Genomic DNA, 15,169 nt, shown 5'->3' on the forward strand with positions numbered 1-15,169 from the left:
CGGGCGCGGCGCTGCGTCCGGAGCCGCCAGCCTCGTACGACCAGGGCGGTCGGGAGGCCCAGCAGGGCTGTCCAGGCCAGGGCCGCCGCGCCGGTCTGCCACCACACCGGGCCGAAGCGGGCCAGGGCGGACACGCCGAGGGGGCCGCCGGAGAGGGCGCCGAGGAGGGCGAGGGCGGCGGCGCACAGCAGGGCGGCGAGGAAGGTGAAGGCGAGGGTGCGGCGGGCCGACCAGGGGGGCGGGGCGTAGTCGTTCGCGGGGTGGGGGGCCGTCGCCGGGTCCGGGAGGGGGGCTGGGGGGCGTACCGCCGCGGTGGCCATGAACCAGCCGAGGGTCAGTCCGGCCGCCACCGGGATCGCCGCGGTCGCCCAGGTCAGGGGGGTGCCGGGGCCGGTGGAGGGTACGGCGGACAGCAGCGGGAAGGGCGGCAGGAGCGGGCCCGGGGCGGAGGCGAGGGGGCCGGTGGCGTGGCCGACGCCGAGGGTGAAGCCGGGGCCCAGGGCGTAGGCGGCGCCCCAGATCGCGGCGTTGGGGACCAGCGCCAGACAGAGCAGGAAGACCGCGAACCGTCCCGACCAGCCCTCCGTCAGCTGCCCGAAGGTGGCGACGGCGGTCGGCGCGTGGGCGAGCAGTGCGGCCGCGGCCAGCAGGGAACCGCCGCCGACCAGCACCGCCGTACCGGCTGCCGCCCCGCGCACCGCCTCGCCGTAGCGGTCCCGGGCGACGGGCGGCATCAGCGGGCGGCGCAGTCGGCGCGGCAGCCTGACCAGCAGCCCGAGGAACGGCTCGTGGGGGCGCCCGTACGCCGTCCAGACCCCGGCACCGGCCGCCACCACCGCGACCAGCGGGACGCAGCCGACGGCCCAGGGCCAGGAGGGGCGCAGGTCACCGCCGGTGGCGTAGAGGGCGGCCGCCGCGCCGACGGCGAGATATCCGAGGACGACGCCCGCCCACGCCGTACGCGCGGACGACGGGGTGTGGCCCTCGGCGGCGCGGTCGACGGCGTCCCGGCCGGCGCGGTGCAGGAGGAAGAGGGGGAGGGCGAGGAGCAGCAGCGGGGTGAGGCCGACGGGGGCGGCGGCACCGGAGAGGGTGTCGGCGCGGACCAGTTCGGCGCCGTGCGCGAGCAGCCAGAGCGCGGCGGCGACATGCAGGGCGCCGCCGGGGCCGCTGTCGGGGTAGGGCGAGCTGATCCACAGCATCATCACCAGGACGGCGAACGAGCCGAGCCCCAGCCCGGCCGCGACCGCGCCGCCCAGCATGCCCGACACGAGGCCGGGTGAGCGCCCGCGCAGCCGGGCCAGTTGCCGGGTGAGGGGCGGCGGCAGGTGGGGCAGCAGATGGGGCAGCAGATGGGGCAGGCGCGATGGTGGGCGACCTGTCGGGCGATCGGTCGGGCGATCGGTCATCGGGATCACGTGCGCCATGCTCCCAACGACACACGCTTTCCCGCCGTAACAGGCGAAGTTCCGAAGTGTCGCCCAATATATGCTTATGTACTTTATCGAGCGAAGGGGCGCCCTGTGACACGGAGCCCTGTCACTCCGCTCCCGCCGCCCAAGGAGTGCCGACGGCTGCGCGAGGCCGCCTCACTGACACAGGCTCAGCTCGCCACCCAGGTCGGTGTCACCCGCGAGACGGTACGTGCCTGGGAGAACGGGCGTACGACGCCGCGCGGACGCAAGCGCGAGACGTACGCGAAGGTGCTGGCGCGGCTGGCGGAGGGGGCGGCCGGGGAGACGGAGGAGGCCGCCTGGGAGGCGGAGGGGACGGCCGGGCCGGTGGAACCGGCGCCGCCGAGGAAAGCCGCGCGGCCGAAGAAGGCGGCGGCGCAGGAGAAGCCGGTCCGGGACATCGCCGCCCCGGACATCGAGGTGACCGCACGTCAGGAGCCATTGGCCATGCCCGTACACCAGAAGCAGCCGATGCCGGGGGTCGCGCGGGGGGTGACAGCGGTCGCGGAACCGGTGTCCGCCGGTGCGCCGGAGGAGACCGGGTCACTGACCCCCGGTCAGGCGTTCGACGCGCTGTACACCTTCTGCGCGCCCGCCCTCGTACGGCAGACATATCTGCTCTGCGGGCGGCGGGAGCTGGCGCGGGAGTCGGTGGAACGGTCGTTCCAACTGGCGTGGCAGCGCTGGCCCGAGGTCGCGGTGGACCGGGACCCGGCGGGCTGGGTCCGCGCGGCGGCGTACGAGTACGCGCTCGCCCCCTGGCACCGCTACCGCCCGCGATACCGCCACCCGGAGGCCCCTCCGGCGGACCCGGCGGACCGCGCCCTGCTCGGCTCGCTCCTCGCGCTCCCCGCACCACACCGCCGCACGCTCCTCCTCTACGACGGGGTGGGGCTGGACCTGGCGGACACGGCGGCGGAGACGGAGGCGAGCACTCCGGCGGCGGCGACCCGTCTGATGCACGCCCGCGAGACGGTCGCCGGGTGGCTGCCCGACCTGGCCGACCCGTCCGTCCTGCACGACCGGCTGGCCCGGCTCGCCTCCACGGAACGGCTCCGCGCCGCCCAGCCCAAGCCGGTCCGCCTGGCCGGCGAACGCCGCGCCCGCTTCTGGACCCGCGCCGCCATCGCCTTCACAGCAGCCCTGATCGGCGCGACAGCCCTGACCGTCCGAACGGCCCCCACCCAGTACGAGCCCCCCATCCCCCCCGGCCAAACAGTCAGAGGAGTCCCCCCCAAACCGGCCCCGGGCCCGCTGTCAGCGGAGCAACTAGCCCTAAGAGAAAAACTGAGAACCGAATCAGCCACAGGCCCGGAACGCCTGATCCCAAGGCTGGAGTGAGCCCTGCCTCGGCGGCAGCGACGCCAGCGGCAAACGCGGGCCGCCCCCAACCCCTTAGGGGCGCGGGGAACTGCGCTTGCCTCGGCGGCAGCGACGCCAGTTGCAAACGCGGGCCGCCCCCAACCCCTCAGGGGCGCGGGGAACTGCGCAACCAGCCCACCGCCGGGCCACGGCCATCGCACCCCCAATCCCCCCGAAACACACAAGCGCGCCGCCAGCGAAAACGCCGATAGGCCCACCCCCACGCCGGGGACGGGCCTACGGACGCTCAGCCGAACAGACCTCAGCCGGCCAAAACCTCGCGCGCGAGCCGCGCCGTCTCGGTAGGCGTCTTGCCCACCTTCACCCCGGCGGCCTCCAGCGCCTCCTTCTTGGCCTGCGCCGTCCCCGACGACCCGGACACGATCGCCCCCGCATGCCCCATCGTCTTGCCCTCGGGCGCGGTGAACCCGGCGACATACCCGACGACCGGCTTCGTCACGTTGTCCTTGATGAACGCGGCCGCCCGCTCCTCCGCGTCCCCCCCGATCTCACCGATCATCACGATCAGATCGGTGTCGGGGTCATCCTGGAACGCCGCCAGCGCATCGATGTGCGTGGTCCCGATGATCGGGTCCCCGCCGATACCGACGGCCGTCGAGAACCCGATGTCCCGCAGCTCGTACAGCATCTGGTACGTCAGCGTGCCCGACTTCGACACCAGCCCGATCCGCCCCGGCTTGGTGATGTCACCCGGGATGATCCCGACGTTCGACTGACCGACGGTGATGATCCCGGGACAGTTCGGACCGATGATCCGCGTCTTGTTGCCCTTCTTCCCGGCATACGCCCAGAAGGACGCCGAGTCGTGCACGGCGATGCCCTCGGTGATCACGACGGCCAGCGGAATCTCGGCGTCGATCGCCTCGACCACCGCGTCCTTGGTGAACTTCTCCGGCACGAAGATCACGGAGACATTCGCACCGGTCTTCTCGATGGCCTCCTTGACGGTCCCGAACACGGGTACCTCGGTGCCGTCGAAGTCCACGGTCTGCCCCGCCTTGCGCGGGTTCACCCCGCCCACGACGCTGGTGCCGTCGCCGAGCATGAGCTTGGTGTGCTTCATGCCCGTGGCGCCGGTCATGCCCTGGACGATGACCTTGCTGTCCTTGTTGAGCCAGATAGCCATGGTGTGTTGTGTCCTCGTCCTGAGTGCTTACTTAGCGGCGTGGGCCAGCTCGGCGGCCCGGTCGGCCGCGCCGTCCATGGTGTCGACGCGCTGCACCAGCGGGTGGTTGGCGTCGGTGAGGATCTTGCGACCCAGTTCGGCGTTGTTGCCGTCGAGACGGACGACCAGCGGCTTGGTGACGGCGTCACCGCGGTCCGCGAGCAGCTGAAGCGCCTGGACGATGCCGTTGGCGACCTCGTCGCACGCGGTGATGCCACCGAAGACATTGACGAAGACGGACTTGACGTCCGGGTCCCCGAGGATGATCTCCAGACCGTTGGCCATCACCTGCGCGGAGGCGCCGCCACCGATGTCCAGGAAGTTCGCCGGCTTCACATTGCCGTGGTTCTCACCGGCGTACGCGACGACGTCCAGGGTGGACATGACCAGCCCGGCACCGTTGCCGATGATGCCGACCTCGCCGTCCAGCTTGACGTAGTTGAGGTTCTTCTCCTTGGCGGCGGCCTCCAGCGGGTTGGCCGCGGCCTTGTCGTGGAACTCCTCGAAGTCCGGGTGCCGGAACTCCGCGTTGTCGTCCAGCGACACCTTGCCGTCGAGCGCGAGCACAGCGCCGGAGGCGACCTTGGCCAGCGGGTTCACCTCGACCAGGAGGGCGTCCTCCTTGATGAACACGTCCCACAGCTTGACCAGGACATCGGCGACCTTGTCCGCGACCTCGGCCGGGAACTTCGCGGCCTCGACGATCTCGCGCGCCTTCTCGGGCGTCACCCCGTCGATGGCGTCGATCGCGGTCTTCGCGACGGCCTCCGGACGGTTGGCGGCCACCTCCTCGATGTCCATGCCGCCCTCGACGGAGGCGATGGAGAGGAAGGTGCGGTTGGCGCGGTCCAGGAGGAAGGAGACGTAGTACTCCTCGGCGATCTCCGGCGCGGTCTCGGCGATCATCACCTTGTGGACCGTGTGGCCCTTGATGTCCATGCCGAGGATGTCCGTCGCACGGGCGACGGCCTCGTCCGCGGTCGCGGCCAGCTTGACGCCGCCGGCCTTCCCGCGGCCACCGACCTTCACCTGGGCCTTGACGACGGACTTGCCGCCCAGCCGCTCGGTGATCCCGCGCGCCGCCTCAGGCGTGTCGATGACTTCACCGGCCAGCACCGGTACATCGTGCTTGGCGAAGAGGTCCCTCGCCTGGTACTCGAACAGGTCCACGCGCTTCCGTCCCTATCAGTGATCTCGCGGTTCGTTGGATGCGTGGGCGTGCCGCGAAGGGCAACGTGACGTCCGCATGGGTCACAGGGGAAGCGCACACGGTGTCCGAGCGCGCGGCATGTCCGTCTCGCAGGTTATCGCTGCTTACCGGAGGCCCCTAAATCGAGAGTCACACATGAGCGGTGATACCCGTCACATGATGCCGCATATCGCGGCACGGAGTGCCACTAGGCACTATTCGCATCTATCCCCCATTAGCCCACATACCGCATTCAGTCACCTCCCCACTCGGCCACATCCCGCACCCGGCGTCATTGCGCACCCGGCCGTATCGCACACTCGGCCGCATCACCTCCCGTCCGGTACCGGAAGCGGCCGTTTCTCGATCGCCGCCGCCATGACGTCCGGGAACAGGTCCGGCGTACACGCGAACGCCGGCACGCCCAGCGCCGCCAGCCCCGCCGCGTGCTCCCGGTCGTACGCGGGCGCCCCCTCGTCCGACAGCGCGAGCAGCGCCACGAACTGCACCCCCGACGCCTTCATCGCCGCCACCCGCTTGAGCATCTCGTCGCGGATGCCCCCTTCATAGAGGTCGCTGATCAGCACGACCACGGTGTCCGCGGGCCGGGTGATCCGCGACTGGCAGTACGCCAGCGCCCGGTTGATGTCCGTACCGCCCCCGAGCTGCGTACCGAACAGCACGTCCACCGGATCGTCGAGCTGATCCGTCAGATCCACCACCGCCGTGTCGAACACCACCAGCCGCGTACCGATCGACCGCATCGACGCCAGCACCGCCCCGAACACCGACGCGTACACCACCGACGCCGCCATCGACCCCGACTGGTCGATACAGAGCACGACCTCCTTCTTCATCGCCCGCGAGGCCCGCCCGTACCCCACGAGCCGCTCGGGTACGACCGTCCGCCGCTCCGGGAGGTAGTGCTTGAGGTTGGCCGCGATCGTGCGGTTCCAGTCGATGTCCCGGTGGCGTGGGCGGCTGACGCGGGCGCTACGGTCGAGCGCCCCGGTGAGCGTGGCCCGGGTCCGCGTGGCCAGCCGCTTCTCCAGATCGTCGACGACCTTGCGCACCACCGCCCGCGCGGTCTCCTTCGTCGTCTCCGGCATCGCCTTGTTCAGCGACAGCAGCGTGCCCACCAGGTGCACGTCCGCCTCCACCGCCTGGAGCATCTCCGGCTCCAGCAGCAGCGTCGACAGCCCGAGCCGGTCGATCGCGTCCCGCTGCATCACCTGCACCACGGACGCCGGAAAATACGTCCGAATATCCCCGAGCCACCGCGCCACGGCCGGCGCCGAAGCCCCCAGCCCCGCCGACCGCTCCTTCCCCGACCGCCCCTTCTTCCCATAGAGCGCGGAAAGAGCCCCGTCCATCCCGGCATCCCGCCCGGCCAACCCATACCCCGTCCCATCCATGCCCTCCCCACCCCCCAACACCAACCGCCACCGCCGCAACCGCTCCTCCACGACACCGAGCCCCCCACCGGCCCCGGGCCCCGCCAGGTCCGCAGCCCCAACCCCGGCCCCGGGCCCAGCCCCAACCCCAGCCCCAGTTCTGGCCGCAGACCCGGCCCCGGAAGGGACCCCAGCCCCAGCCCCAGCCCCAGCCCCAGCCCCAGCCCCGGCTCTGGCCCCGGCTCTGGCCGCAGACCCGGGCCCGGCAGCGACCCCGACCCCGGCTCCCGCCCCGGCTCCGGGCCCAACCTCGCCCCCGGACCCAGCCCCGGCTGGAGTCATAGACCCAGCCCCAGGCCCAGACCCGGACGCGGCCTCGGCCTCGGCCACGGACCCAACCCCGCCTCCAGATCCAGCCCCGGACGCCGCCCCAACTCCAGCCTCCACCCCAGCCACGGACCCAACCTCGGCTCCCGCCCCCGCCCCGGCCGCCGACCCAACCCCGGCGCCGGACCCAGCCGCGGCTCGGGTCGCAAGCCCGGAAGCGGCCCCGGCCACCGACCTAGCCCCGGCGTCGGCTCCCGCACCGCCGCCCATCACGCCCCCGTCCGTCACGCCCCCACCCCCAGCAACAACCGCACCACCGGCACCACCGCGTCCGCCCGTCCCGTGTCGAGCCCGTCACCGAATCCGGGTATCCCGGCCCCCGCCCCGACGGCCGCCGCCCGCTGCCCCGGCCCCCGGCGCACCAGTTCACCGAGGGTCCGCCGCACCCCGGCCTCGTACTCGGCGAACGTACGGCGCAGCAGCGGCAGCACATCCGTGAACGCCTCCGCCGACACCCCCGTCAGCCAGGCGTCCACCAGCCCGAGCAGCCGCTCGTCGTGCACCAGCAGCATCCCGCCCCCGGAGCCGCCCCCGACGAATCCCTCGATCCACGCCGCCGCGTCCCCCGGGCGCGTCCCCGGCGACAGCGCCAGCCCCATCAGCCGCGCCGCCCCGTCCTGGTCCAGCCTCCCGGCGTCCAGCAGCAGACGCGCCGCCCGCCCCCGGATCACCCCCGGTACGGTGTCCCGCCCCGCCAGCACCCCGAGCACCTCCCGCCACCGCGCTGGCAACCCGCCCGCACCCGCACCGGCACCGGCACCGGCACCGGCGGCTCTCCCCGACCCCTCTCCCGTCGCCCCCTCGGCAAGCAGCCCCACGGCCCCATGCACCGCGTCCACATGGCGCCGCATCTCGTCGGCCGCGTCCCGGTCGAGCCCGGCGCAGGCCGGGGGCAAACCGACGAAGATCCGCTCGGCGAGCCCGGCGGCGACCTCGGCGAGCGCCCCGGTGTCCGTGCCCCGCACATCCCCGTACCGCAGGGACCGGACCAGCGCGGGCAGCGCCTGGGCGAGGTGCCCGACGTCCGCGTCGAGGGCCGCGCGGTCGGCCAGGATCCGCATCACCGCCGGGAGCGCGTCGGGCAGCTCCGCCAGCAGACACCGTTCCGCCAGCGCCGTCACCTCGGCCAGACCCGGCGCCGCCACCGCGTCCGCCGCCGCCTTGGCGGTCGCCGCGCCGAGCACGGTCGTGCCCCACACCCCCGCCTCCGCGACCCGCACCGCCAACTCCGGCTCCCAGCGCAGCCGCCAGGTCTCCCGGAAAGTGCCGGTGCTCCCCCGCGACACCGCCGGCTCCCCCCACTCCACGCCCAGCAGCCGCAGCCGATGCAGCAGCCTGCCGCGCCCGGCGTCGGTCTCCTTGCGCAGGTCCAGCTCCAGCTCCCGCTCCCGTGCCTCCGGTTTCATCCGCAGTCTGCGCTGCGCCCGGTCCAGGTCCCGCTGCAACGGCACCGCCGGAGCCGCCGACGGCACCTCCCCCAGCACATCCCCGACCACCAGCCGGTCCCGCACCAGCGCCAGCGGCACGTCCGAGCCCTCGCACATCACCGCCCGCACCGCGTCGGTCGTCTCACCGAGCCCCGGCAGCGGACGCCCCCGCATCACCGCCAGCGTCTCCGCCAACCGCACCGCCTCGATGACATGGGCGGACGACACCACGCGGTCCTCGGCCCGCAGCAGCCCCGCCACCTTGGCCATCCACCGCTCGACCGGCCGGTCCGGCACCGCGAACAGATGCCCGTACCAGCCCGGCGAGTCGATACCCGCCCCGTATCCCCCGGCCCGCGCCAGCCGCCGGTACGTCCATGGCACCCACGTCATGTCCGCCTTGACCTTGGGCAACCCCTTCACCAGCGCCCGGTCCGCCGCCACGGCCGTCCGCTCCCGCAGCGCCGGAACATGCCACGCCCCGCACACCACGGCCACGCCGTCCCCGAACTCCCGCCGGGCCGCCCGCACCTGGAGCCGCATGTACGCCTCCCGTACGAGATCCCGCTCGTGCCCGCCGCTCCCGTACGCCTCCCGCAGCGCCCCCATCGCCTCCTCGACCACCCCGAACGGCGCGAAGACGTCCCCGCCGACCCCCCGATGCTCGACGACGTCCTCCCACCACCGCTCGGGATCGTCATAGCCACCGGCGGCGGCCAGCACGGCCAGCGGATCGATACGGACGTCCCGCGCCCCCTCCCCGGGACCGTCGCCCCCGCCGGCCTCACCGGCATCGGGCGCCCCCGCCTCCCCGTCCCTCTCCCACGCCAGCGTGTGCGTCGCCGGAAGGTCGATGAAGCGGGCCGGTACCCCGCGCTCGACGGCCCAGCGCAGCGCGATCCACTCCGGGGAGAACTCGGCGAGCGGCCAGAACGCCGACCGGCCGGGCTCGTCCACCGCATGGGCGAGCAGCGCGACCGGCGGGCGCATACCGGCGTCACCGGCCAGCGGGATCAGCCCGTCCGCCTCGGGCGGCCCCTCGATCAGCACCACCCGGGGCCGCGCCGCGTCCAGCGCCGCCCGCGCCGCCCGCGCGGACCCCGGCCCGTGATGCCGCACCCCCAGCAACAGCGGCTCGCCACCGGATGCGCGCGGCGCTCCCCCGCCCCCGTCCCCTTCAGCGACCGTCATCGCGTCCCCCGCGCGGTCCGCATCCCGCCCCCCGACGCCGATCCCGGTCTCCCGCGCCCCGGCCGACGAACGGCCACCCCAGATCCTTCTCCTCGTCGCTCACCGCGCCACTCACCTCGTCGCTCACCTCGTCACTCCTCGGGCCGCTGCTCAGCTGCCAGTTCACGCGCTCACCTCCCGGCACGCCCGGTAGAAGTCCGTCCAGCCGTCGCGTTCGCGGACGACCGCCTCCAGGTACTCCTGCCAGACCACCCGGTCGGCGGCCGGGTCCCGCACGACGGCGCCGAGGATGCCCGCCGCCACATCACCGGCCCGCAGCACCCCGTCACCGAAGTGGGCGGCGAGGGCGAGACCGCTGGTCACCACGGAGATGGCCTCGGCGGTGGACAGCGTGCCGCTGGGCGACTTCACCTTCGTACGGCCGTCGGCGGTGACCCCGTCGCGCAGTTCGCGGAAGACGGTCACGACGCGGCGGATCTCGTCGACGCCGTCGGGCACGGCGGGCAGGTCCAGCGAGCGGCCGATCTGGTCCACACGCCGGGAGACGATGTCGACCTCGACGTCGACGCTCTCCGGCAGCGGCAGCACCACCGTGTTGAAGCGGCGGCGCAGGGCGCTGGACAGGTCGTTGACCCCGCGGTCGCGGTCGTTGGCCGTGGCGATGAGGTTGAAGCCGCGCACGGCCTGGACCTCCGATCCCAGCTCGGGTATCGGCAGGGTCTTCTCGGACAGGATCGTGATCAGCGAGTCCTGTACGTCGGCCGGGATCCGGGTCAGCTCCTCCACCCTGGCCGTCATCCCCCGGGCCATGGCCCGCATGACCGGGCTGGGCACCAGGGCGTCATGGCTGGGGCCGTGGGCGAGCAACTGCGCGTAGTTCCACCCGTACCGGATCGCCTCCTCCGGTGTGCCCGCCGTGCCCTGCACCAGCAGGGTCGAGTCACCGCTGACCGCGGCGGCCAGATGCTCGGACACCCACGTCTTCGCCGTGCCGGGCACGCCGAGCAGCAGCAGGGCCCGGTCGGTGGCCAGGGTGCTGACGGCGACCTCGACGATCCGGCGCGGACCCACGTACTTCGGGGTGATCTCCGTGCCGTCGGACAGGGTGCCGCCGAGCAGATAGGTCGCCACCGCCCAGGGCGACAGCCGCCAGCGGGCCGGGCGCGGCCGGTCGTCCTGCGCGGCCAGCGCCGCGAGTTCCCCCGCGAAGACGTCCTCGGCGTGCGGGCGCAGCGGCTCGGCTCCCGCCGGGTCACCCGGATCGGCGGCCTTCTCTTCGACGGACTTCTCTTCGACGGACTTCTTCTCGACGGATTTCTCTTCGACGGACACGGACATGGCTGAGGCCCCCTCCAGCTCGGCCGGTTCGGATCTGACTCCACCATGCACCACCCCACTGACAATCGCTCCGACCTGCGAAAACGTGCTCGCCGGGCCGATTGTCAGTGGGGGGATCTACCTTCGATGTCATGACTGAGCAGGGGGTGCGCTGGACCGCGGACCAGGTGCTGGCACTGGCACCTGACGCGGCGTCACGCAAAGCGGGGAGCAAGCTCGGCACGGCCGGTCCGTGGTCCGGGGCGGGCAGTTCGGAGGAGGGGACGGTGTGGGGGCAGTGCAAGGGCAGCGGCGGCACGCCGTACCGGACGGTTGTCGATCTCGCGGACATCACGGACGGCGGCGGGCCCGCGTACCGGTGCAGTTGCCCGAGCCGGAAGTTTCCGTGCAAGCACGCGCTGGGGCTGCTCCTGCTCTGGGCGGGCGCGGACGCCGTGGTGCCGGTCGGCCCGGCGCCGGACTGGGCGGCGCGGTGGACAGAGGGGAGAAGGGAGCGCGCCGAGGGGGAGCGGGCCGCGCCGGGCGGCGCCACCGCTGACCCCGGGGCGGCGCGGCGCCGGGCGGAGCGCCGGGCGGAGCGGATCACGGGGGGCGTGACCGAGCTGGAGCAGCGCCTCGCCGATCTGCTGCGCGGCGGCCTGGCCACGGCGGAGGGCGCGGGGTACGGGCTGTGGGAGGAGACGGCCGCCCGCATGGTCGACGCCCAGGCTCCCGGACTCGCGGCGAGAGCGAGGGAGTTGGGGTCGATACCGGCGTCGGGGCCCGGCTGGCCCGTGCGGCTGCTGGAGGAGTGCGCGCTGCTGCACCTCCTCGACCGGGGCTGGCTGCACCGCGAGCTGCTCCCGGACGACCTGACGGCGACGGTCCGTTCACGGATCGGCCTGCCCGCCTCGGCGGACGGACCACCGATACGCGACCACTGGCTGGTCCTCGCCCAGTACGACACGGCCGACCCGAAGCTGACGACCCGCCGCATCTGGCTGTACGGCACCGACTCGGACCGCACGGCGCTGATCCTGTCGTACGGCGCGGCCGGCCGCTCCCCGGAGATCGCCCTGCCGATCGGCCTCACCCTGGACGCCGAACTGTCCGCCTACCCCGGCGCCCACCGGCTACGGGCCGCGCTGGGCGAGCAGTTCACGCCCCCGTCCCCCACCGCCGTACGCCCCCCGGGCGGTACGACGTCCCAGGCCGCCGCCCGCTACGGCGACGCCCTGCGGCACGATCCCTGGCTGGAGTCGGTCCCGGTGACCCTGGACCGGGTCGTACCGACACCGGACGGCGACTCCTGGCAACTGGCCGACGCCGAAGGGGACACGGCCCTGCCACTCACCCCGCCCGCCCGGAACCGCCCCGGCCTGTGGCGCCTGGTCGCCCTGTCCGGCGGCGCCCCCGTCAAGGTCTTCGGCGAATGCGGCCACCAGGGCTTCACCCCCCTGACGGCCTGGCCGGAGGGCCCGGGCGAAGCCATACCCCTCACCTAGAACCCCCCACCCGCACCGAACCCCAGGCGCACCCCTCCCTCAGGACCCCAGACACACCCCTCGCACCGGACCCCGGGCACACCACCCGCACCCGACCACGAAGCACCACCCGCACCGGACCTCAGGCGCACCCCTCGCTCAGGACCCTGGGCGCATCCCTCGCACCGGACCCCGGGCACACCGACCGAACCCGCCCCCGACACACCACCCACGCCGGACCTCAGGCGCACTACCCGCGCCAGACCCTTGAGCACCACCCGGACACAACCCCAGGACCCCACCCGCACCACATCCCGGACCACCACCCGGCCCCATCCCCAACCCACCACCCACACCAGCCCCCCCGGACCGGAAAGGACCCACATGAACCGGCCCTCCACCCCGGCCAGCACACCCCCGTCACCGAGCGCCGCCCCCGACCCGCCCACGTCACCCGGCGCGGCGATCGCGCCCGCCCCTCCTCCCTCCTGGGAAGACCTCGTCACCGCCGCCCTGCTCGGCACCGAGCGCCGGATCCCACCCGGTGTCCCGCCCGGACGCGACGCACCGGCCGCGCTGCTGGACGCGGCGGCCCTGGAGACCGTACGGCGGCGGGCCGGGCTGCGTCCCGCGCGGGCGGCTCGGCGGCCGGAGCCCGCGCCCGAGGACCCTCGCCCCGCGCTCCCCACGGCCGCCGCCCGCAGACTCGCCCAGCTCCTGGACGACCGCCCCGGCGGGGCCGGCGGCAGCCGCCGAGGCACAACACCCGACCTGATGGAGCTGCTCCCCCAATGGCTCGCGGCAGCGAACACGCGCGGGTACGCGGCACCCCCGCAGGCGCTGCCCGCGCTGCTGGACGCGGCCCGGGGGCGTACGGATCTGCGCCCGGCGGCACTGACGTTCGCGGGGAAGCGGGCGCTGTGGCTGGCCCGGCTGAATCCGGACTGGCGGTTCGCCCTGCGGTCGACTCCGGGCGGCGGGGCCTCGCTGCCGGACCTGGACGACGGCGAGCGGGTGCGGCGGCTGTGGCAGGAGGGGCTGTTCGCCGAGCGCGTCGCCCTGCTGTCCGCGATACGGGCGCGCGGACCGGCCGCCGCGCGGGAGTTGCTCGCCGCGACCTGGCAGACCGAGCGGGCCGAGGACCGGCTGATGTTCCTCGACTCGCTGCGGACGGAACTCTCCGGCGCCGACGAACCGTTCCTCGAACAGGCGCTGTCCGACCGGAGCCGCAATGTGCGGGCCACGGCGGCGGAGCTGCTGTCGGCGCTGCCCGGTTCGGCGCTCGCCGCGCGGATGGCGGTCCGGGCGGGGTCGTGCGTGGCCCTGGACCCGCTGCGCGACACCCCGACGATCGCGGTCGAGGCGCCGCACGAGTGCGACGCGGGGATGGAGCGGGACGGCGTGGCGCCCAAGGCACCGAGCGGGCGGGGCGAACGGTCGTGGTGGCTGGGCCAGTTGGTGGAGGCCGCGCCGCTGGCGACCTGGCCGGACCGGCTGGGGGCCCGTACGCCGGAGGAGATCGTGGCACTGCCGGTGGCCGACGACTGGCGGGGCGAACTGCACGCGGCGTGGTGCCGGGCGGCCGTACGGCAGCGGGACGCCGGCTGGTCGCGGGCGCTGCTCGGCGCCCCCTCCGCGCCGGAAGCGGGCGGGCCGGGGGCGGTGTCGCTGGCCGAGCGGGCCCGGCTGCTCGGGACGCTGGCGGCGGACGAACGGGCGGCGTGGGTCGCCGGGTTCATCGCCGCGCACGGGCTGTCGGAGGCGTTCCAGCTGCTCGGGGTGTGCGCGGTGCCGTGGTCGGGGCCGCTGGGCGGGGCGGTGGTCGACGCGCTCGACATCGCGCGGGACACGGGGAACTACCCCTGGAGTTTCAGCGGGGTGATGGGCCTGGCCGAGCGCTGCCTCGACCCGGCCGAGGCAAGCCGCTTCGACGGCCTGCTCGCCGTACCGGAGGAACCGCAGGACGCGTCACCGGGCGCGGGCGGCTACTGGGCGGAGGCGTTCCAAAGGCTGGTCACGACGCTGCGACTGCGGGCGGCGATGACAGCGGAGCTGGGGCAAGGGCAGGGAGAGGAGCAGGAATAAGGGAGAGGAGCAGGGATGAGGCGCGGGGGCGGGGGCAGGGGCAGGACGTTGGGGACGTGCTCAGCCCTCCGACGCCGCCGGATGCCGCGCGTTCTCCCTCACCCACTCCACGATCGAAGTCGTGGTCGCCCCGGGCGTGAAGATCGCGGCGACGCCCTTCGCCTTCAGTTCCGGGATGTCCCCCTCGGGGATGATCCCGCCGCCGAAGACCAGGATGTCGACCGCGTCGCGCTCCTTGAGGAGGTCGATCACGGCGGAGAAGAGCGTGTTGTGGGCGCCGGAGAGGATGGACAGGCCGATGGCGTCGGCGTCCTCCTGGATCGCGGTGTCGACGACCTGCTCGGGCGTCTGGTGGAGCCCGGTGTAGATGACCTCCATACCGGCGTCGCGCAGCGCCCGCGCGATCACCTTGGCGCCCCGGTCGTGGCCGTCGAGCCCCGGCTTGGCCACCACCACGCGGATCGGACCGGCTGCCACACCCATCACTGCCTCCATGAAGCGACGTCATCCATCCGTAGCGACAATATCCCGCATTTCAGGGCACTATCACATATATACCCCACGCGCATCCCGGCCCGGGCGAACGAGGGAAGTGAACGAGCGTTCTCTCCAGCATCCCGCAACCGGCAGTTTCGCGGTCGGGAGCAAGGGGGAAATCACATAATGGGACACATTCACAGCGCGTCGCCCCAG

10 protein-coding genes are annotated in these 15,169 nt (G+C 73.7%); 3 read left to right on the forward strand and 7 right to left on the reverse strand.

Annotated elements, in window-relative coordinates; all coding sequences use genetic code 11:
* Positions 1-1,427 (reverse strand): DUF6350 family protein (locus tag ACFRFC_RS15175; protein WP_383112621.1); only part of this gene is annotated, 1,427 nt, incomplete at its 3' end.
* 96 nt (positions 1,428-1,523) lie between these two features.
* Between ACFRFC_RS15175 and ACFRFC_RS15180 the strand changes: the two genes are divergently transcribed.
* Positions 1,524-2,795 (forward strand): helix-turn-helix domain-containing protein, encoded by a 1,272-nt coding sequence (locus ACFRFC_RS15180; RefSeq protein ID WP_382680463.1) that lies wholly within the window; start codon positions 1,524-1,526, stop codon positions 2,793-2,795.
* Positions 2,796-3,078: 283 nt separating this feature from the next.
* On the opposite strand, the gene sucD is transcribed toward ACFRFC_RS15180, so the two are convergent.
* The 5 genes from sucD to ACFRFC_RS15205 form a co-directional block, all read right to left on the reverse strand.
* Positions 3,079-3,963: a succinate--CoA ligase subunit alpha gene (gene sucD / locus ACFRFC_RS15185; protein WP_382680462.1), complete on the reverse strand. Its 885-nt coding sequence runs from the start codon at positions 3,961-3,963 to the stop codon at positions 3,079-3,081.
* 27 nt (positions 3,964-3,990) lie between these two features.
* Positions 3,991-5,172 (reverse strand): ADP-forming succinate--CoA ligase subunit beta, encoded by a 1,182-nt coding sequence (gene sucC / locus ACFRFC_RS15190; RefSeq protein ID WP_382680461.1) that lies wholly within the window; start codon positions 5,170-5,172, stop codon positions 3,991-3,993.
* 348 nt (positions 5,173-5,520) lie between these two features.
* The gene (locus ACFRFC_RS15195) at positions 5,521-6,606 is read right to left on the reverse strand and encodes a vWA domain-containing protein (RefSeq protein ID WP_382680460.1); all 1,086 of its coding nucleotides are present in this window, start codon (positions 6,604-6,606) and stop codon (positions 5,521-5,523) included.
* A gap of 590 nt (positions 6,607-7,196) precedes the next feature.
* Entirely contained in the window at positions 7,197-9,590 is a 2,394-nt protein-coding gene (locus ACFRFC_RS15200) for a DUF5682 family protein (protein ID WP_382680459.1), read from the reverse strand.
* 162 nt (positions 9,591-9,752) lie between these two features.
* The gene (locus tag ACFRFC_RS15205; protein WP_382680458.1) at positions 9,753-10,928 is read right to left on the reverse strand and encodes an AAA family ATPase; all 1,176 of its coding nucleotides are present in this window, start codon (positions 10,926-10,928) and stop codon (positions 9,753-9,755) included.
* 131 nt (positions 10,929-11,059) lie between these two features.
* On the opposite strand from ACFRFC_RS15205, the gene ACFRFC_RS15210 reads away from it, so the two are divergent.
* Together ACFRFC_RS15210 and ACFRFC_RS15215 are read left to right on the forward strand one after the other, a co-directional pair.
* Positions 11,060-12,412 (forward strand): SWIM zinc finger family protein, encoded by a 1,353-nt coding sequence (locus tag ACFRFC_RS15210; RefSeq protein WP_382680457.1) that lies wholly within the window; start codon positions 11,060-11,062, stop codon positions 12,410-12,412.
* Between the two features lie 363 nt (positions 12,413-12,775).
* A complete protein-coding gene (locus ACFRFC_RS15215; protein ID WP_382680456.1) occupies positions 12,776-14,476 on the forward strand; it encodes a DUF5691 domain-containing protein in 1,701 nt (566 codons plus the stop codon).
* Between the two features lie 60 nt (positions 14,477-14,536).
* Here the strand turns inward: ACFRFC_RS15215 and ACFRFC_RS15220 are convergent, their stop codons facing one another.
* On the reverse strand, positions 14,537-14,959 hold the full coding sequence (locus tag ACFRFC_RS15220) for a cobalamin B12-binding domain-containing protein (protein WP_382680455.1): 423 nt from the start codon (positions 14,957-14,959) through the stop codon (positions 14,537-14,539).
* Positions 14,960-15,169 lie beyond the last annotated feature (210 nt).

The sequence above is a fragment of the Streptomyces sp. NPDC056734 genome, from assembly GCF_042790455.1.
Classification (GTDB): domain Bacteria; phylum Actinomycetota; class Actinomycetes; order Streptomycetales; family Streptomycetaceae; genus Streptomyces.